Source organism: Bacteroidia bacterium (genome assembly GCA_027493955.1).
Taxonomy (GTDB): Bacteria; Bacteroidota; Ignavibacteria; order SZUA-365; family SZUA-365; genus JAOSJT01.
Genome location: JAOSJT010000001.1, coordinates 2,813,544 through 2,833,970, shown reverse-complemented (window position 1 = coordinate 2,833,970; position 20,427 = coordinate 2,813,544). Strand labels below are relative to the sequence as shown.

Genomic DNA, 20,427 nt, shown 5'->3' with positions numbered 1-20,427 from the left:
CAGCGGTAACAAAGCAGACACACCCGGGATACGATTGACCTGTCGCTGTATTGCAGTTGAAGATCAGTGTGTCAATAATCGTCCCTCCGTATCGATCTTTTTCACTTCCACAAAAGCCAATAAATGAACCATATCATCTCTTTTATTCCCCAACTGCTAGGAGGTATTTCATGAGGAAGTTGACTCTTCTTTCTGTGGTATTTCTGCTAGGCATACTGCTGACGCAGGTGGGGTACGCCGACGGTACGTACAAGTACACGAGCAAACCCCATCTTCCGGTTGTGAGCGCGCAGACCACGCTGGATGCGATTTACGTTCCTGTGAACGTTCCCGTCGCGGATGTGCGCGTGGCTCTGTACATCAAGTCCGTGATGTACTCCACACTTCGAATCACGCTCGTTTCACCGCGAGGTCGTCAGGTTGTGCTCAAAGCGGAAAGCGGCAACATCACCGTTGCCCCGCTGTACGGTTCCATCGGAGCACCGGGCTCCCTCGCGCTGTTTCAGCAGGGCGGTAACGCCTTCGGTGCGCAGCCGAATAACATCCCGCTCAATCCCTCAACACCGCTCGCCGCACTGAACGGCGATCTCTCCAGCGGTTGGTGGACCCTGCGTGTACAGGACGAGCGCAACCCCAATGCCTGGATCCCGCAGGAAGGTTTCCTCGAGGAATGGCATCTGTATTTCAACCGTCAGATCATCGAACCCGTCCAGCCCTTCAATCCGGCGATCAACTATCTCCGTCCTGGCGGTGCTACGTTGTTTGGTCAGATCAACGGCTCGGCCGCGTCCTCGACCAACCCCCTTCGCGCACAGATCCCGAACGAGCAGTTTGCCGCTCTGCTGTGCAACCCGGCTCCCAATGATCCGAACGTCGTGCTCGGACGCAATGGCGATGCTTTCCCCGTCGTGATCAGCGGTCACCCGGGTGCGCTCATCGGTCAGGCAGCCAATGGCTACCCCGCCGGCCGTTTCCGCATCACGATCACCGTGGAAACGCAGTACTTCCCCGGTTCGCCGTACCTCCCCGGTCTGACCGAGGATATCGCGATTTACTTCGGCAAGGTACCTGATGCTCAGTATACCCCGCCGTTGCCCGCGCCTCCCGCAGCTCCGAATCCGGCATTCCAGGCGAAAAATCCCTCCGGTTGGCCAACCGGTGCCGGCACGGTCAACTCGCTGCTCGGCGGCGCCAGCGGTCTCTGGGGCGGCGTCCGCCTCACGAACTGCCTCTCGCCCCTCCCGGGTGCCGATGATGGCGGTTACGATCGCGTGACCTTCGACGATTTCGCCCTCGAGCAGATCGCCAACAATCTCCCCGCCGGTCCCAGCAATGGTTTTGCCGGTACCTACAAGCCGCTGCAGAACCTGAGTACGCTCAATGGTCTGCCTGTGGATGGTCTCTACTACGTTACCGTGTACGATTGCTTCGGTGATGCGCAGGCCGGTTTCGGCCACATCCGTGTCACGTACCTGCAGGTCGAGTACATCGTTGGTGGTGGCGAGATCTCCGATCCCGTCCGTCATCAGGGCTTCAACAAGGCTCTCGCCGGTGTTCCTGTACCGGGTACCTTCACGGGCTCGACGCTCGGTTATCTGACCGACGTCGTGGGTCCCGTCCCGCCGTACCGCGAAAACTCCAAGGATCAGGATCCCATCCTCGTATTCTGGGCAACGCAGAAAATGTATCCGCAGAATGCGGTCGGTACCGAGCGCATCATGGCTGTGAACCGCAGCAATGTGGCACCTGCCTCCGCGACGCACTATCACGGTCCGTACGCCTACCCCGCCTCGCTGGATTCCGATCCGACCAAGGCCGGTGCGTTTGTGAACGCTGACCTGCTTATCGTGCCGCAGGGCGACTACAGACTGCGTGTCAACATGATTCAACCGCGTTATGACGACGACATCTCCGACAACGAATACAATTCGGCTGAGATCAATGTCAATCCGGTGTCCATGTCGTATTTCGGCGAGCAGATCCAATTCTGGAACAAGTTCGTCGATCCTGCAAGGCTGAACCTTACCGCAGCTTTCGGTGTGACGCCGACGACGGGTATTGCCCAGAGCTTCACGCTCTTCAAATTCCCGTTCACCAAGGTCACCAGTGTTGATTACAAGTTCGATGCGCAGACAGTCAACGACCCGCGTTCGAACGTCCGTATCTCCGTCTGGCGCGTGAACGGTATCACCGGCTACACGGGCGCACCGGCCACGTTGGTCGCACGCTCAACGACGGTGAACGCAAACGCCTATGTCGGTCTCGGCAACTGGCGTACCTTCGCGTTGTACCCGATTGACGGACAGGGGAACCCCGACGTCAATGCAGGCGGCTCCGTGAATCTCAGCCCGGGTACGTACGTGTTCGTGCTCGACAACGTCGGCACAGGCAACTTCGCATCCTATCCCTACACCTACGGCGCGATTCCTGCTCTCAAGGATCGTTACTGGGATTACATCTTCGGCGACAACTATGGTCCGCTGGGTCCGTTCAGCACTCTCGGTACCCGTATGGGTTACTACAGCGGTGCGATCGGCAATCCTCCGACCTTCGCATGGGGCGCCACAACCGGCGACAACATGTCGAACTGCGCGCTGCCGATGCGCGTGAACATGACCTCGATGAACGATTTCGGTGTGAACTTCGTCCGCTTCTCCAGCCAGACGTCACCCACCGAAGCGATCACCGTCGGTCAGCCCGTCACCCCGTCCGTGAACGTGTCTTCGTACTCGACGCAGGGCGGCCTCCAGAAAGATTTCAATATCTACCTCGGTGTTTTCGACCAGGGCGACAATCTGATCTGGAGCGATATGGTGAACGTCGCCAATGCGCCGTACTTCGGCATCGGCGGTTACCAGACCCTGACCGTGAACATGGATTCCTGGACGCCGCAGACCGGTGGCCTCTTCAAACTGCGTGCGTATTTCACACGCAATCCTGACGATCAGAATCCCATCAACGACCGTCTCGAGTACACACTGTACATTCAGAATCAGCCCGTGATCGCGTTCGATAATGACGTTGATCGCAAGCTGCTCAACGAAGCCGTTGATAACATCCGCGATCTCGGCGCCGAGCCGAAATTGGTGGATCTCAGCCAGGCGACGCTGAAGGCCTATAACAACAGCACGATCTATTTCGTCGGATCGATGAACGGCAGCGCCCAGGCGCAGCTGACGGATGCGGTGAGCCGCGGTAATGACATTGCTTTCGTCGCAGAGCGCAATGCCAAGCCGGGCGCGACCATCCGCAACATCGACAATCTCTACGGTATCGAGCGCGCGAGCGCGGTGGATTACGACAACGTCGAAGTTCTGCCGACCTTTACCGCCGTTGCCGAGAGTGACGAAGGTATTCAGGGCATCGAACTGCCGCAGTTCACCTCCAAGGAAGAGCTGCTCAAGTACGTCACTTCCGCCGAACTCAAGGTGGATAAGCCTTTGAATCCCTCGTTCAAGAAAAACGTCGAGCCCAACAAGGCCTTCGAAAACGCACTTCCCGTTGCCCTCAACTCGAAGTTCGGAACCATCCGTTACCTGAGCAACGAGCGCGGTAACATCAACATCGTCTACACGATTCCGTCCAGCCGCAAGGCCGGTTCCATCGTCACCGACGAAGTTGTGCCGACCGCATTCGCTCTCGAGCAGAACTACCCGAACCCGTTCAATCCGACAACGGCTATCTCCTACACGCTGCCTGAAGCCAGTGTCGTGACGCTCCGCGTCCTCGATCTGCTCGGTCGTGAAGTCGCCACCCTCGTCAGCGAAAGCCAGAATGCCGGCAGCTACACTGTCAGCTTCAAGGGCCTCGACAAGAACGGCAAGGAACTGACCTCCGGCGCATATCTCTATCGTCTCGAGGCCGTCCCGTCTAATGGCGGTGCGATCTTCACGAGCACGAAGAAGATGCTCCTCTCCAAGTAAGCCGCGGCTTCCGCGCTGAACGGAAATCAGAATGAAGCGGGCGCCCCGAAACGGGCGCCCGCTTTCATTTTGGAGGCAGGACGCTTCGTTTATCCTGTCGGATTTATTGACTGGAATTCGTATACTACAATTTTGTATCATCATCGCTGCGGATGACGACATGCGGACCGGTATTCTGTTCTTTTTCCTCTTCATCCTGTGTGTGACCGCTCAAACCGCTGTGGGCCAGAAGGACACGTGCCAGCCGCGCATCTACTATGATCCGTCTGCTCCAACTTCCATGTATCTTTCGAGCTTGCCGACACCCTGGTTCGGCGTTCGTATGTACACAGAGTGGGTTTCGACCGTAGACAGTGCTTTTTTTGGTTTTGGGATTCATCGGGCAACCGCCTCCACAAAGCGCGATACGCTCGAGGTTCGCGTGCTCGGGAACACTCTGCCGGCCTTTACTCTGCTCGATCGGATGGATTTTGTGCTTATCCCGAATTTCAATGGTCTGTTTCCCGATGGCTATTACGTGGCAGAATTTCAGTTCGACGCACCGGTGGCCTGGATAAACCCTCCGGGTGAGTTCTGGTTGAGCTGGCGCATCAAGGGAACGCCCACAGACCAGGCGCGAATCATGGTGAAAAAGCCGGCAATAGAACCCCGCCGCTCTGTGATCATTAATTCGAACGGCAGCACGGTGCTCGCGACGGATTACATGCGTACGCAACTCGGCCTCGGCGCAGGCGATTCGGTGGACTTCGTCGCGGAAGCCCGCCTGTGTTACCCTTTCGGGACACCAGTGGAACTTGTGTCGTTTCATGCTGTCTGGCAAAATGATGGAGCGCTGCTCTCCTGGGAAACTGCCACAGAGGTCAACAATTATGGCTTTGAGATATTGCGTCAAACCCCATCCGACCAGCAGATGGTAAAGTTGTGGGAACGTATCGCCTTCGTACCCGGGCACGGCACCTCTACACGTTCACAACAGTACGCATTCCATGATATCGCCGCCGAGGCGGCGGCCGACGCACACGGAATCGTCCGGTATCGCTTGCGACAGTTGGACTACGACGGCAGCGCAGAACTATCTCATGTCGTTGAGGCGCATGCTCCGACGCCCGTTACCGGTTTGTATCTGTACCAGAACTACCCACATCCGGTACGCGCGGGCAGTGCTTCGACAGTACTTTCTTTCTCCATCCCCGAGGCGCAGCATACACGCCTGGAGGTGTACGACGCTCTAGGACGCATGATCGCCGCACCGATCGACAAAGCGCTCTCCGCAGGTCGTCACTCGATCGAGACAGCAATCCCCGAAATTCGGCCAGGCATTTACTTTTTACGACTGCAAAGCGGAACGGGTGTGGTAACACGGAAAATGATCGTTACGGAATAAACCCGCGATGTCGCAGGTCATGAATCCATCGGGCAAGAACAACGCTCGTTCGGGGAAGTTGCTATCGAAAGGGAAACAAGGCATTGATCGCCTGACGCGTCGCCGGGATGTCCTTTTTGCGATCGCAATTGCTGCCGGGGCACTGTTTCTCCGTCTGCTTTTCCTTTGGTCCTGGTCGGAAACTCCTTTCTTCTCACGACATTTCTCTGATTCAAAAATCTACTACGATCTGGCTGCACGCATCCTGTCCGGGCAGGACACGGATCGAGCGTTTTTTATGTCGCCGCTGTATCCGTGGTTGCTGTCACTGATCATGCGCATCACGGAGGACGTCGATCTATGGATGCGCCTGATACAGGTACTCCTCGGTTCTGTTGTGGTGTATCTCGTATGGGACATGGGGAGGTCGCTTTTCGGCAGAGGAAGCGCCTTTATCGCAGCGATACTTACGGCGGCTTCCGTTCATCTGATTTTTTATGAGAACATGTTCCTTCTCGACTCGCTGCTCACCGGATTGATGGTGGGGAGTCTTTATTGCCTCCTGCGAGCAATATCACGGGGACGATCGCGTGATTGGGTGCTGTCAGGCGCGCTGTTTGGTCTTGCGGTGCTTACCCGCGCTTCGGCGGTGCTGTTTTTACCGATGATGTTGATCGCATGGATGTTTCGTTCGGGAAAGGAGCCGGGTCACTTTCGTGGTGTCGGGTTGTGGACGGGGATGTCACTACTCATGTTGCTTCCATCAACGCTGCACAACTTTTCCGCCGAAGGTATTATACTGCCCGTCACCTCTTCCTTCGGATATAACTTGTATGCCGGAAACAATCCCGGTGCAATGGGCTTGTATCATATGCCGGAGCCGGTTGATTTATATTCGGATCCTAACGGACATCAGTATGCGGAAGCCAGAGCCGGTGTGGAAATGAATTCTGCAGAGGTATCATCGTGGTGGAGAGACCGGGCGGTGCAATGGGTCCTGGCGGAGCCTGCGGCATTCATGCAGCTACTGGGCAGGAAACTTCTCCTGATGTTCCACACGGGCGATATCGATCAGGTCGGACTGAGTATGGCGTTCGTACAGAAGGAATATGGCACGATTCCGGGCCTGCCTTTGCAGGTGTTTCCGGTCGTTCTTGTGTTCGGCCTGGCGGGCATGGCCGGGGCGCTCAGAACCGGGAAGAATGATTGGCCTCTGAGGCTGTTTTTCTTCACGTATCTCCTCTCCACCGCACTGTTTTTTGTGAGTGGGCGACTCCGTTTACCGCTGTTGCCGATGTTGTATCTGTATGCGGGCTACGGTGCCATGCAGTTCTGGCGGATGTTCCGCATGAAAGCGTTCGGCAGGGAGGGGATACGGATGGTCTTCGGGGTGTTGATCGCGGTGGTTGTTCTTCTCGTACAACCGCGCATTGATCAACGCTTCGAGCAGGAGTATCTCAAGCTTGGGCAGATATCTTTCGACGCGGGCAAGTACACTGAGGCTGCAGCATTGTTCGCCCGGTCCGTTGACGAGCGCCCGACCGTGGATGGTTATGTCAACCATGCAAATGCTCTTGCGGCCCATGGAGAATTTGAAACAGCTGAAGCTCATTTCCGACAGGCTCTGAAGATGGATTCCACGTCAGCCCTGACCTGGTTCAATTACGGAAATATGTGGATGCAGCGCGGGGCTCCGGGCAGAGCCCATGCGTGTTGGATGCGGGCTGTGGAGACCAATCCCCGCTTCGCTCCGGCCAGACGCAATCTTGGCCTGTTGCTGTTCCGGGCGGGGAAGCTGGTCGAGGCAGAGGAGCAACTCGCGAGGTATGTGGAATTGGAGACGGATGTGGAGCAGCGGGCATCCGTACAAAGAGATCTCGCCAATATTCGGAAGCTGTTACGCAGCCCTGGCGCGATGGGAGGCAGGGAATGACAGCGTTCGTAGCAGCCACTGATGGCTGATGGAGCGATGGCCAAAAATGAAACGTGGAGGATAGTCCTCCACGTTGTGCAGATGCAGGGACACGCCTGCTGTTTCCGTGCGGGTCGGGACTACATGATCCCGTCGTTCCATTCCTCCTCGTCATCGATGGGCGGGAGGGGCTCCTCCTCCTGAATCGCCATGCGATGCGGAGGCAGATTGAGCACTTCATCGGCGAAATGCTGCACCAGATAGGAAACGATAGCCTTGACGGATACAATGCCGATGGGTTCAAAGAGATCGTTGACAATAGGGATGTGGCGATAGCCGCCGAGATCCAGAAAATTCAGCGCATAGGCGATGGTGTCGTCTTCATTGAGCGCCTGCGGATTGATAGTCATGACCTCGCTGAGCGGCGTTGTGCGTATATCGAAATTCGTTCCAACGATTTTTTTCAGTACGTCGCGTTCCGTGAAAATTCCGAGTAATTTTCTGTGGCTGACCACCAGCACACAACCGATGCGGTTGCGCTGCATAAGCAGAATCGCCTCATGCACCGAAGCGTCGATAGGTGCGGTGATGGCGGGTTTCATGATGCTGCTGAGCGGCCGGCGGAGATCATCCGCCTGCAGAGCGGATGTGGTGGATTCGTCAGGATTGATAAAATCAGCGTTGGTGTCCATATCTGCCCTTCCGTTCGGGAGTTATTCCAGATTTCCGATAGCGTTTTCAACGTCCGATAAGATAACATTTTTTTGCACGAGCTGTGCAATTGTCCGGAGGTCGTCATGCAGGAAGCGGTCGGCGGCAAGGTGTGGTACTGATGCGCGAATACAACGGTGCGCGATCGCAGTCCCGTTTCCCGGCGTCAGGGGGTGGTGAAAATCGAGTGCCTGCGCGGCGGTCAGGAATTCGATGGCGTTCACGTGTTCGAGATTCCGCATGATCTGCCAGGCCTTTCTTGCGCCGATGGACCCCATGCTGTTGTGGTCCTCCTGATTTGCAGAGGTAGGTATGGAATCGACGCTGGCTGGATGCGCCAGGACTTTGTTCTCGGAGACGAGAGCTGCGGCGGTATACTGCGCGATCATAAGACCGGAGTGGAGACCCCCTTTTTCGGTAAGGAAACGCGGGAGACCGCTGAGTTTTCCATTAACCATACGCTCCACTCTGCGCTCGGAAATGTTGGCGAATTCCGCAAGCGCTATTCCAAGAAAGTCCGCGGCCAGCGCTACAGGTTGCCCGTGAAAGTTGCCGCCTTCTATCAGACGCCCCTCATCGGCAAAGATCAGCGGATTGTCCGTGGCCGAATTGATTTCTCGAAGCACGACCTGTTCCACATAGTGTATCGCATCGCGTGAGGCGCCGTGTACCTGCGGCATGCAGCGCAGTGAGTAGCTGTCCTGTACCGCATCATGGTCGTAAAGATGCGATTCCCGAATCCCGCTGTTCTCCAGCAGGCGAAGAATATTCCGTGCCACCGCTTGCTGACCCGGATGCGGCCGTACACTGTGCAGCAGTGGATCGCAGGCATTCGTCGTGCCGAGGAGTGCTTCGAGCGACATGGAGCCGGCGATATCCACCAGCCGCATGAGGGATAATGCGCGATGCACCGTAAAGGTCAGATAGGCCGTCATCATTTGCGTGCCGTTGATCAGCGCCAGGCCTTCCTTTGCGGCCAGTTCGACCGGGGTGAGTCCCGCTCGTTGCAGTGCACGACCTCCGGCCTCGTGGTCGCAGGTGTCACTCCAGCACATACCCAGCCCCATCATGGCTGTGACGAGGTGCGCGAGCTGCACAAGGTCCCCGCTGGATCCCACAGAACCCTGGGACGGGAGTACGGGAATGACATCCCGATTCAGCATGTCCAGTAACAGTTGAACGGTGGATATTCTGATGCCGGAGTGTCCCTTTGCGAGCGCGTTTGCGCGCAGCACCATGAGGATACGCGTAATCTCCTTCGGAATGGGATCACCGCAGCCTACTGCATGGCTCAGGATGAGATTGCGCTGAAGCTCGCCGAGTGACTCCGCACCGATGTGTACGTTCGCGAATTCACCGAAGCCGGTGGTTATACCGTACATGATGCGTTTGTCACGCACCCATTCGTCCACAAGATCACGGGATGCCTGCATACGCGGCAGTGCCGATGGAGAAAGGGCGACCTGCGTGCTGCCGGTTGCAACGGACATGATGTCATCGAGAGCAAGGGAGTTACCGTCGAGAAGCAGATGAGAGTTCATAGATGCGGATTCAATTGTCCAAAAAAACCTGTCTCTGAAATGTAGCGCGACGCATCAGGATATTCAAACGTCTCCTCGAAGCACGAGAGGGAACCCGGATCAGAGCGGAGATCGCGTCGTTCGTCGGCATTCTCATGGTGTGACGAGCTTCCCTGTGACTGGTAGGACGAAATCCCGGTGCGGCTACAGGGCCTTGCAGGTGCATTTGTCTCTGCCGATGGAAGCACATACATTTGAATGATTGTCTTTCCGCCATTAGACTGGAGCCCCGACATGACGCTTCGATTCCTCTCCCTCCTTGTGATCTCATTACTGTTCGTCGCGGCCTGCTCCGACGACGATACGTCCACGCCCTTTACACCGTCCGTCAACGTCAGCATTTCGTCCGTTGTACCTCTGTCCGGTCCCGCTGGGGCTACCGTGACCATCAAGGGGTCGAATTTCGGAACGAACAGTGGTGAATTGTCCATCAAGTTTGGTGGCATCGCGGTCACGCCTACATCGCTTGCCGATACGGAGATGAAAATTCGCGTTCCGGCAGCACTGCCGAAGGGCAATTCGAACATTGAAATTCAACGAGGAACAGGGAAAAAGGTAACCCTGCAATTCACCGTGGAAGACCCCGTGGTCGGTATCTGGACCTCACAGGGCCAAGCCAACGTCGCACCGCTTCTGTATGATCCGCCCCTCAACATTCGGAAAATCGTCGCCACATTCAAGGCGGATGGTTCGTACATCATGGTCAGGACGGACAGTAACAACGTGTCGCAGACCTTCACCGGCACCTACGTTGCCGCCGCCGGCAACGCGCCCGCTCCGAACAACAACATTCGTACCATCGTGATCAATCAGAGTCCTCCCAATGCGCTCACCGTCGAGGGAATCTATGAGATCACCGTCCTGGATACGGGCGTATCCATGAATTTCGAAGTTGTGCAGACGGATCCGCCGATCGGTATCGCGAAACCGACCCCCGCAGCGGGATTCGGCAGCACCGGCGGTGGCTCTGCGGGACCGAATTATATTCAGAAGTACCTGAAGTAACCATTCGTCGATGTCCCTCTTTTGTCAGCGTCCGCGCCGTGTTCACACGGCGCGGACGCTGTTCTGTTATCTGTGAAAAAATACCGCCTTGCCGTAAATATGAGCGCATGATACCGTCCGTGACTGTCCCCTCGCCGAATGTCGTCTGACCTTGGCACCGAGTCCCGGCCCGGAACGTGCACTATGGGATCAGCGCTTGTCGGACGTCCATCCGTGCGCAATCGGGTTCTGCGGCACGATGCAGAACGTGATGTCACGTATGCAGCGCCCGGCACAAATGGTTTCCGGGATCTGTGTCAATGCGGCGTTGGGAACCGTCGAAGAAATGACGGAAGGCGGCGCCGCCAGTCCGGACTATAGAATATGAGGCCGGTAGCGGCAAGTGTCGTGAGTCCGGCCTGAGCGATGATAAGCCAGAGAGGAAGGACTTCAATGAACATCCCGAGGGGAGTGAACCACATCCAGTCCCAGGACGGCGGTAACGCACGCATCGTCATTGCGTAGTACAGCAAGTCACACAATCCACCCCACCAGGTGAGCAATGCGGCAACCGCGGCACGTTTGCCTGCGGCGTAAAACACCATCAGCGTGAGGATGATTTGAAATGTTACCTGCAAGATGCGATAGGCGTTCAGCGAGGACATATACGACGCACGCAGTTCAGGCAGTAGCTCCATAGTCCGATAGGCGGTGGAGTCTGTCATGACCAGGAAATCATAGCCAAAAACGTCGTACAGTGTGAACGCGATGATCCAGAGCAACGCCGCAAGAATGCGACGGGGTGTTCTGCGACGGGTACTCAGCAAGGCAAAAAGGAGGAAAACCCCGCCGAGGACGAGATATCCCGTCCGTGTTCGAAGAAAAAGCAGTTCGGCGACACCAATCAGGGACAATTCCATGGGATCAGGAATGCCGGGGCTTCCGGAACAGCCAGGGCTTGAAAATCTTTGTCATCACCGGCATGACCGCGTAGGTCATGAGAGCGACCATCACCGCAGCGATGATCATGACCTGTGTCCACGACGGCAGAAAATCCAGAAGCCACAGCATGAGCGGCTGAACGACGAGCACTACCGGGAAGAGGGCAAGCCAGGTGACAACCGCCATTTTTATCCGTGGAGGTGCATCGTACTCAGGCAGGTCCTGTACCGTAAACCAGTACTCGAGGCCCGAAAGACGGTGGATGTGCGTCTCACCGATGATCAGATCCTGCACACGCTGTACCCAGCGGTGACGGATTTCCGAGGTCTCCCAGTCCTCGAGATGCTGATAGCTGTCGAAACGGAAAATAATAACGTACTCAGGCCGGGATGAGCTGGTCGGGCGGATGATGTTGGTTCCCATATGTCCCGGGAATCGCAATGCATCGCCGCCTATACCTTTAAGCCACAGTTCGAACTCCGCTTCCTTTCCGGGTTTGACCGTGCGGCGAATCACCGCGGTGACGGGGCCGTCCGAAGTGGAGAGGGGAGCCCTGTTCGAAACCTCGATGTCGCTTTGCACAACCGTTCTCTCTGGTCGGGTGGTATTCTCAGTCATCACCCTCTAATATAGCACATACCGGCGATTTCGCCCGTATGCAGACGTGCCTATTCCAGCCCGTGCCCTTCCCCTCTCCCTTCGAGCCTGGCGCATGCAGCGCATGGTGTCCCCGTGTGCTTCAATTCCGCCATTCGGGGAGATCGTCCGATTCAGCGGACGATCAGCAGCGGTTTTTGATACACGACGCCGCGGTCGATCATGCGTATGAAGTACGTCCCGGCAGCAACGATACGTCCGGAGGTATCCCGGCCATCCCAGTGCACGGCCGTGCGACCCTCTGTGTCAGGCGAGGGAAGATGCCGTACCGGTCTGCCGAACATGTCATGCACGCTGACGGTCGCAGCGTGTGCGGTAGCGGCGAGGACGATGCGGAGTGCGGTCGCCGCGGGATTCAAGGGATGTGGATGGACATCCAGAATGCCGTGATCCGCGGTTGGCGAAGAATATCCGCCGGAGGAGAGCGGGGAGCTCAATTGCAGCAACAACTCAGCGCGTGACCCGGGGCCGAAATGTACTGTGTTTTCCGCGAGCAGGGTGTCGCCGGCGATGTACATTGTTCCGCCGTTGTTGAGATTTCGATCGAAACGCGGCCAGTTGGAAGAAGCGATCACGACACGGATGCGGTGCCCAGGAAGAAAAGTATGCGCAATATCGGGCAGCGACACAGTGGTGGTGTATGGCGCCCCGGGTTGCATCAGCACTTCGGAGCGCGTGCCGTCCCGGAAGCGCATGCGCCGAATGCCGTCGCCGAGAATATATGAACGTCCATCAGGATACACATCGCACAGGCGTACGCTGATATCGGTGTCGGTGCGGTTCGAGGAAAGAGTGACGATTACCTCAATGGGGCCTGCGGTGCGAACGTTGGCTCCCAGAGGCGATGAAGAGAAAACCAACGCATCCTGTCGGCTTTCCACCGTGGTCGAAATATCCAGCGGACCCGCGATGGCCGTAGGATCAAGGGGATTGAACCTGGCGCCTCCAAAGGAAGGCGACGGATCACGGGGATCGTAGGACATGATGCGCGTCGCGGCAACCGATTCCATCTGCTCGGCCAGGGCTGCCGTCTGAATGCAAATGCAGCGTGTATGGGATTGCGGGCCTTGCATCCCATCCGTCGGCTGTTTCCCAGCTGTTTTCTCCCATCTGGAAGTAACGCAGCGCCGGTTGAAGGGGCCAGCCATTTTTCGCGCCCAGAAGATGATACGCGAAAAACTGCAGTGCGGCATCGCGAAACACATCCACCGCTTCGGGAAAGCGCAAATCGCCCTGCGTCTCCAGATCCACCTCGCTGTGCGTCCATGGCCCCATGAGGAGTTTATGCTGCGACCGTACACGTGCGTCACTGCGGGTGCGCAAGTCTGCAAATGCGCGAAGTACGTCCGCGGGATAGTGGTCGAACCAGCCGCTGCACATGAGCAGTGGAACGGCAATCTCCTCCGGATAATCCGACTGATTTCGGATCAGATCCCACACGGCGTTTTCTGCCGGACGTGAAGTGATCAGAGCGCTGCTGGTGAATCCCAGGCGCTCAAGCGATTGCACGTGTTCATACCGCAGAACGCCCTGACAATAGTAATCCGAGTATTCTGTCCTGTAATCGATAATGGCAGGTGCCGCGCAGACGAGATGGGGGGGCTTGTGCCGGGCTGTTTGAAACTGAATCATACCGAGCGCCGAACCGCCATAGGTCCCTATTTTACCGTTGCACCAGGGTTGCGCCGCGAGCCATTCAACGATATCGTAGCCGTCGAGACCCCGGTCATAGCCCGGTACTGCAGCCGCAGCGGATCCGTAGAATCCACGCCAATCAACGAATACATAGTGATACGCACTGGTGTCGAGCGGGAAGTTCGATCCCTTCCTCCCAAGACTTACGCGGTACACAAGGCGATTGTACGGTGTCTGTACCAGAATGACGGGCTTTCTGTCGATACCGCCCCCGATGTACAGATCCGCCTTGAGTGTTTTCCCGTCCCGTACGGGAATATCTGTCTCCTGATAGGGTATTTGCGAGAAGGCTGCCAGGGACGGAAGCGAGAGGCAAATACAGAGTGCCAATGTACGGATCGTTGGTATCGCATGAAGCATGGAGTGTCCTTTCGATGTGATTCCCATTGGACATCCGTCGCGAAACCAGGTTTAACGCCCGGTACAGGGAATCAGTTTGGTACGACGGTGAGTATGCCGCCACCTCGTCGCATGGGATAGAGGGCGTAAGCCGGTCCCAGGTCGCTGACGTTCGCGGTGATGCTGTTCAGCAGCTCTATCGGCACCGATTGCCGTTGCGGAAGAATGTAGGGAAGGATTTCATAGCGACCCGCTTTCATCGTGCCTTTGGGAATGATGAGCATCATCATACGCGCATAGGGCACCGCTCCGAGCTTGATGTAGTCGGACTGCTCGACGCCGGTTACCACGGTTTTCATTACGCGCGCCTCGCCGGTCTCCAGATTGTGGAGCACGATGGGGCCTTCCACTCCATTGTGTATTCGCGGGAAGAAAACCTCCGTTCCCGTCGTCCGCGTTCTCAGATACACGGTCAGGGTGATGACGCGCGGCGAATCTTCCTCGATGCTTCCGCGGCTCAGTACGGTCTCGGTCGTGAACAATTCCTGCATGAACATCGGATTGCGCACGAGGCCCGTTTCATCAATACTTTCCGTGGGGAAGGAGAATGTGCCGTTCCGCACTGCGGTCCGTATGGCTACAGGACGATAGTTACCAAGAAATGCGTAGAGATTGAATATCCCGTTTACCCCGCCAGGTGTGGTTTGCAGGGATGACGGTGGAAGAAGCAACGCGAAGCGTCCATCGCTTCCGCTGACCGTCGCCGTGCCGAAACCCTCGAGCCAGAGCAGGGCTCCGGAGTGATCTGCTTGTCCGTCCAGCACTACGCTGCCGCTCACACGACGCATGGATCCGTTTACCGGCTCGCCGCTCTCGAACGGGTTGTCCGTGCAGCCCCCGGCAACAATAAACAGAAGGCATGCAGCAAGGATACGGGCGGAAATCATTTCCGAAGCGCGCGGCCGTCCGGCTCTCAGGGTTGAATCAGTATCTGGCGCCGATGGTGACATAGTACCTCCTGTCCCGCAACGCCAGTCCTGACAGCAGGACACTGCTGTCGTTGAGCAGATTGCGGAGACTTACCGTGATAAAAGCACCCAGCCCGCCGAGAGAAAAGGAGGATGCGACGTGTACATCGAGATTGCGGAACGCGGGCAGGACGGTTTCCGCGAAGCTTCCGTCGGGTAGACGCAGGATACCGATCTGCTCGCCTTCGTGAAAGGCGAGTATGCGTAAGGAATGCCCGGAGTAATTCGCGGATACGCTGATAGTCTGCTTACTCTCGGATCGGAAGGGGAAGGCCGCGAGATCGGAGATAAAATATCGCGAGACGCCGACCTCCGCCAGGACAACTTTTCCCGCGAAATACACTCCCGCGGAGGCCTCGAGACCGGTGATTGACGCGTCGTCCACATTGTCGTAGAGATCGAATGGGAGTCCGGGCGTGCTGATACTTCGAAGTTTGTTGGTATAGCTGTTTTGAAAGACGCCTCCATTCAACTCCCAGCCTGAGATGAGCCGTCCACTGAACGTCCGGGTCAGCGAGGCACCCAATTCGACGCTGCGATTGGTCTCTGCTTCAAGACGGTCCACGGACAATGTAGGATCGATGAGCGCGGGTACGCTGACGAGTTGCGCGAGCGTCGGGAATTTTACGTTGTTGCCATAGCTGAGAAATATGTCGAGCAGGATATCGTCGCGCATGCCGGATACCCCGACAGCGAACTTGAAGAGCGAATGCGACCAATCCCCGAAGGTCGGCAGCACGGCGCCGCTGCTGCCCGCCCGCAGTTCGGAGTTGCTGAGTCGGTCGTTCAGCATGTCGTGCCGCAATGCGACGTCGAAATGGAAATGCCGCAGAAACGATGAACCCGTCTCGCCGCGGAGTTTCCCGATACCGACGAAGGAATGTTGCTGTCGCTGTATGCTGTAGCGGGAAAATCCCACCGGCTGCCGAAGAATAGTGCTTGCCGTCTCCTCGGCGTCCAGCTCTCCACCGGAAAACTGATAGGAGATCAGAATATCCGCTGAACCGATGCCCCAGGTTTTCTCCAGCCGTGCCTGCACCGTCCCATCGTCGGTCGCACGGCTGAGCGTGTTTGTCGCCGTCCCCAACGCGACGTCGCGACGCAATCCGGACCAACCTGCGGAGAGAAGAAATCCTTCGGAGCCGAACACACTACCGCTGTATTGGCCGACCGCAATGATCGAGCGCTGGTCAAGATTTTCTTCGTCACGTTCATTGCTGTAATCATTATCCGCGTAGCGGAAGTTGAGAAGAAATTTTCCCGCGGTCTGCGCGTTCGCGCCCGGGAGAGTCCAGCCGATATGCGCCGCGTGCGCGATGAAGGAATTCCGTAAGGCAGCATCGGCAACGTCAGCGTAGAAGCGGCTGCTCGCGCCGTTCCGAACGCTGTAGCCCGCATTCCATGCGCCGAAGCGGCGATAGAGCTGACCGCTCCAAATGCCCGCATCATACGAGCCGATCTGTTGTTGCACACGGACGGTGTACGGCCGCTCGTCTGCCGGGACGATGTTGATCACTCCTGAAAATGCGTCGGGGCCATAGAGCGTCGTATTGCTCCCCTTGATAAGCTCCACGCGTTCGATGTCCGCAAGGTCTATCATGGAAAGATCGAACATGTTGTCACTGTTCTCGTTCAGTTTCATGCCATTGAACAGCACAATGACGTCGTCGGGATTGCCCCCGCGCATGGACAGTGTTTTTCTGCCGCTGAACTCCTCGTCCACCTGCAGCACATGTTCGGCGTGCAAAAGATCGCCAACGTCCAGATAGCCTCGCCCGTCGAACGCATCCGCTTCGATGGCTTTGACGGAGATCTGCATTTCGCGTGCCGCGATGCCCTCCGGACGGCGTCCGGAAATTTCAGCGGATTGCAGGGGGATGATGCGCGGTTGCAGAAGTATGGTGACGGTACCATGTAACTGGGTGGCGTCGATTTCCCGGGGTTCATACGCGATATGCCGGAAGCGCACGGCGCCCGCGCGCCCGGCATCGGGAATGGTGAGCGTGAAGCGTCCCGCCGCGTCGGTGGATGCTCCGCGATCTTCACCGTAGGAAATATTCACATCCGCGATCGGTCTCCGCGAATTTTCGTCCAGTACCGTTCCGCTGATGCGCAGGGATTGCGCGTCGGCGGTGCCGGCGTACGACGCAAGCAGCGCCATGGCGCACAGCGCCATTTTGAAGGCAACGGTCATGCGGCACGTTGAATTGGTATCCTGCCTTGCCATTCGTATCTTGCCCTTGTCAAAAACCACCGACATTCTTTATCATCCGGTTCGCCGCCGGCGCTGCTGAAGTGTGATTTCGAAAACTTCGTATATCCAATATAGACACAGAAAATGCCATTTGGTTTCGACGCTGACGCCCGACTGTTGAGCTTCCTGCTCTTCCCGCTTCTGATTTTCCTGGCCCGCGTGCTGGATGTCTCCCTCGAGACGATTCGCATCATTCTCATCAGCAGAGGTATGAAGCTGCTTTCCTCCGCTATCGGCTTTGTGGAAATACTGATATGGCTGGCCGCGCTCGGTCATATCATGCAGCATCTCGATGACCCCGTCAATTACTTTGCCTATGCGGCGGGATTCGCGGTCGGGAACTACGTGGGGATATGGATCGAAAACAGACTTGCCATGGGTCTCTCACTTATTCGCATCATCACGCAGCGTGAGGTGATGGAAATCGCCATCGCCATTCAGGCGATGGGTTACGGCGTAACCTATGTCGAGGCACATGGAGAAAGCGGCCCCGGCGCGATTATCCTCGCAGTGGTGAAGCGCAAGGATCTGGAGCAAATCACCGCTGTGGTGAAGGCTATCGACGCAAATTCCTTCTACACCATCGAGGATGTGCGTTCGGTCAGCAAAGGGCGCTTTCCCAGCCGCAGGCTTTCATTACGCCGCGGGAAGCTGGGCGGGACCTTCGCAAGGGCTTGAGCCGCGACGTATACCCGCCTTATCGCAGCACGCTGAATGCGCGCACACTCCGATGACCATCCACGTTCAGATGGATAAACCATGTTCCGGACTCGTAGGCACTGACCTGCAGCGGGATGCTGTGCAAGCCCGGAGAGCGCATCTCATCAATCAGGACGCGATGCACGCGGCCCGTCGCGTCGGCGATGCTGAGACGCACATGCGCCGCGCGGCCGAGGGCAAAGGGTATCACGGCCGAGGCGCTCGCGGGATTCGGATAATTCTGCAGGAGGTCGAACGTCAGCACGGAGCCCGCCATCGTGCCGATGTCGGTCGGATCGGACACACCTTCGCCTTCCAGTGCGATTTCCAGTGCATCCGCGATGCCGTTGAACTGCAGTTTCAGCGTTGCGCGACGCGTCCCCAGGGCCGAAGGCGTAAATTTTACCGTCAGCGATTGCTGACCCATGGAGGGGATGGTCAGCGGGAGTTGCACGGCGCTGAGGATGAAGTCCTGGGCTTCCGCGCCCTCGACGGAGGCCGTCGTCAGTTGTATGCCTGAAGGCAGTGTGTTACGGATTACCGCATCAGCGCTTTTGTCGGTCAGCACCTGCACTTTTCCGAAGGCTATCGGTTGCTCCTGCACGTGTATCCCCGGTCTGCTCTGCTTCACGACAACCGTTCTCTGTTCTACCGTGGTGCAATGCGCGTTCGATGCCGTGCACCGTACGACGAAGTTGCCGGTCGTCGAATAGAGATGGGAGGCGTCCGCTCCGGTCGCTGTTCCGCCGTCGCCGAACACCCATGCGAAGGATTCCGCGCCGGGAGCGATGGCATTGACGGTGAGCGTTGGATCTTCATCCAGATACAGCGTGTCCGACGAGAGTGCGAGGGTCACCCGGAGCTCCGGGAATATGGTCAGACTTGTCTGTGCCCAGCCTTTGCCGACGAAATTTTCATTGAGCAGGGAAACGGTCAGCGGACCTTCCTTGTCGGGCGTGAAGGAGGCCTGCGCTCCGCTCGCGAGCCACAACGGATGTGTGGCGTCGTAGGGGGGACCTTGAGCGAGAACGGCTGCCGTGTCGCCCGTGAACCAGTGCAGCAAGCCGGGAAGCGTGTTGCCCGCCTGTATCGTAGCCTGTGCTCCGACGCAGAAGCTGGGTCCTCCGCTGACAGCCGGCGTTGGAATCGGCGGCATCTCCGTGATGATCGAAGTTTTCGGATCACCGACGACGACAGCCATCCATGAGAACGTCGGATTCGACATGTAGAAGCTTTCCGCGAGGTTGAATCCCCGGGTGTAGCGGTCAAACAGGTAATTCACCCAGGTGAGGGCGACGGTATAGGGCTCGAACACATAACCGCTGGCACCGGTGCAGCCCTCGGCGATAAGATCCGCAATGCGCGACTGTCCCGAGGTTTGACCCGGTATGAAGTTTCGTGCCGATGTCGAGACATAGGTCTCGGCAAGGGAGCCGGGCAGCCAATGCGATTGCGGACGCGCGAATTGAGTGAAAAGGTGGTCGTAATGATCGTTGGAGCCCCAACTGCCGTAGCCGATGACGTTCCGCTGCTTCGTTACATAGACGGAATCGGCATTGAGCAATACGTTCCAGCCGCGGCTGGCCATGAGCTGTCCCGCAAGGGCGAAATTGCTGTCGTACGGGGTGAGCTGTATAGGGCGGGGATCACGGTCGAACACGAAGAGCGCACTGTCTTTGTTGACGAGCGTAAACGGTCCGCTCCGGTCAATCAATGCGAACACATCCTCCTTTGTCAGACCGATGAGGCGCGTCGTCAAATACAAATCATACGTCGTTTGCGGGTTGCTGAAGGGAACGATATCCTTGCGTCGGTAGGGTGCGGTCTTGCTGAAGTACGAATGAATGCGGAAGGTCGAGGGAGTCGGAAACAGCGTGTTTTCACCGATATGCGGAGCATACACGCCCAGTATCAGCATGATCTCGGCATCGAAGGACGCGTTGCGCGGATCGCTGGATTCTCCATGCGTAACACGCAGGGGCACGCCCTTGGTGGTGACAAAATAATTGATGCTGTCCCGCAGCCCGCTTTGTATCAGATACTCTTCGATTTGCGTGCGAATCGGGGTGAATTCCGCGAAGGTTATGGTTTCTTTCGCCGGCGCATCGATGCGCAGGATATTTCGCTCACGGAATTGTCGCTTTGCGGCGAAATAATCGCCGATGGCGACGGAGTTCGTATCGTTGCTGTTGATAATGAGCAGTACGTCGTCGTAGTTCACCGGCGCCTGGGCAAGCAGCACCGGGACGGTGCAGAACAGAAACAGCAGGATGAAACAAGTGCGCATAATGTGTCCTCGGATGTTCCGGCGATAACGGGAGTGTTCGATAGTGAGTGTTC

14 protein-coding genes are annotated in these 20,427 nt (G+C 57.2%); 5 read left to right on the top strand and 9 right to left on the bottom strand.

Annotated elements, in window-relative coordinates; genetic code table 11:
• Nucleotides 1-170 precede the first annotated feature (170 nt).
• From M5R41_10790 to M5R41_10780, 3 genes are all read left to right on the top strand, one after another.
• Nucleotides 171-3,923 (top strand): proprotein convertase P-domain-containing protein, encoded by a 3,753-nt coding sequence (locus tag M5R41_10790; protein ID MCZ7556875.1) that lies wholly within the window; start codon nucleotides 171-173, stop codon nucleotides 3,921-3,923.
• 160 nt (nucleotides 3,924-4,083) lie between these two features.
• Entirely contained in the window at nucleotides 4,084-5,307 is a 1,224-nt protein-coding gene (locus M5R41_10785) for a T9SS type A sorting domain-containing protein (GenBank protein ID MCZ7556874.1), read from the top strand.
• A 7-nt stretch (nucleotides 5,308-5,314) separates the two neighbouring features.
• Entirely contained in the window at nucleotides 5,315-7,219 is a 1,905-nt protein-coding gene (locus M5R41_10780) for a glycosyltransferase family 39 protein (protein MCZ7556873.1), read from the top strand.
• A 119-nt stretch (nucleotides 7,220-7,338) separates the two neighbouring features.
• On the opposite strand, the gene M5R41_10775 is transcribed toward M5R41_10780, so the two are convergent.
• Entirely contained in the window at nucleotides 7,339-7,890 is a 552-nt protein-coding gene (locus M5R41_10775) for a CBS domain-containing protein (protein MCZ7556872.1), read from the bottom strand.
• A 21-nt stretch (nucleotides 7,891-7,911) separates the two neighbouring features.
• The gene (gene hutH, locus M5R41_10770) at nucleotides 7,912-9,450 is read right to left on the bottom strand and encodes a histidine ammonia-lyase (GenBank protein ID MCZ7556871.1); all 1,539 of its coding nucleotides are present in this window, start codon (nucleotides 9,448-9,450) and stop codon (nucleotides 7,912-7,914) included.
• A 273-nt stretch (nucleotides 9,451-9,723) separates the two neighbouring features.
• Here hutH and M5R41_10765 point away from each other — a divergent pair, with 273 nt between their 5' ends.
• Entirely contained in the window at nucleotides 9,724-10,494 is a 771-nt protein-coding gene (locus M5R41_10765; protein ID MCZ7556870.1) for an IPT/TIG domain-containing protein, read from the top strand.
• 296 nt (nucleotides 10,495-10,790) lie between these two features.
• Here the strand turns inward: M5R41_10765 and M5R41_10760 are convergent, their stop codons facing one another.
• The 6 genes from M5R41_10760 to M5R41_10735 all read right to left on the bottom strand — a co-directional run bounded on the left by M5R41_10760 (nucleotide 10,791) and on the right by M5R41_10735 (nucleotide 17,328).
• Nucleotides 10,791-11,393, bottom strand: a complete 603-nt coding sequence (locus tag M5R41_10760; GenBank protein ID MCZ7556869.1) for a hypothetical protein — start codon at nucleotides 11,391-11,393, stop codon at nucleotides 10,791-10,793.
• A 4-nt stretch (nucleotides 11,394-11,397) separates the two neighbouring features.
• Nucleotides 11,398-12,033 (bottom strand): antibiotic biosynthesis monooxygenase, encoded by a 636-nt coding sequence (locus M5R41_10755; GenBank protein MCZ7556868.1) that lies wholly within the window; start codon nucleotides 12,031-12,033, stop codon nucleotides 11,398-11,400.
• Nucleotides 12,034-12,185: 152 nt separating this feature from the next.
• Nucleotides 12,186-13,082, bottom strand: a complete 897-nt coding sequence (locus M5R41_10750; GenBank protein ID MCZ7556867.1) for a CocE/NonD family hydrolase — start codon at nucleotides 13,080-13,082, stop codon at nucleotides 12,186-12,188.
• The gene (locus M5R41_10745; protein MCZ7556866.1) at nucleotides 13,036-14,127 is read right to left on the bottom strand and encodes a CocE/NonD family hydrolase; all 1,092 of its coding nucleotides are present in this window, start codon (nucleotides 14,125-14,127) and stop codon (nucleotides 13,036-13,038) included. The genes M5R41_10750 and M5R41_10745 overlap by 47 nt, the downstream gene beginning before the upstream one ends.
• Before the next feature lie 71 nt (nucleotides 14,128-14,198).
• A complete protein-coding gene (locus M5R41_10740; GenBank protein MCZ7556865.1) occupies nucleotides 14,199-15,116 on the bottom strand; it encodes a hypothetical protein in 918 nt (305 codons plus the stop codon).
• A complete protein-coding gene (locus M5R41_10735) occupies nucleotides 15,091-17,328 on the bottom strand; it encodes a TonB-dependent receptor (GenBank protein ID MCZ7556864.1) in 2,238 nt (745 codons plus the stop codon). The genes M5R41_10740 and M5R41_10735 overlap by 26 nt, the downstream gene beginning before the upstream one ends.
• 144 nt (nucleotides 17,329-17,472) lie before the next feature.
• On the opposite strand from M5R41_10735, the gene M5R41_10730 reads away from it, so the two are divergent.
• Entirely contained in the window at nucleotides 17,473-18,066 is a 594-nt protein-coding gene (locus tag M5R41_10730) for a DUF2179 domain-containing protein (GenBank protein MCZ7556863.1), read from the top strand.
• A gap of 19 nt (nucleotides 18,067-18,085) precedes the next feature.
• Here M5R41_10730 and M5R41_10725 read toward each other — a convergent pair whose 3' ends face one another.
• Nucleotides 18,086-20,374, bottom strand: coding sequence for a TIGR03790 family protein (locus M5R41_10725; protein ID MCZ7556862.1), 2,289 nt, complete (start codon nucleotides 20,372-20,374; stop codon nucleotides 18,086-18,088).
• Nucleotides 20,375-20,427 lie beyond the last annotated feature (53 nt).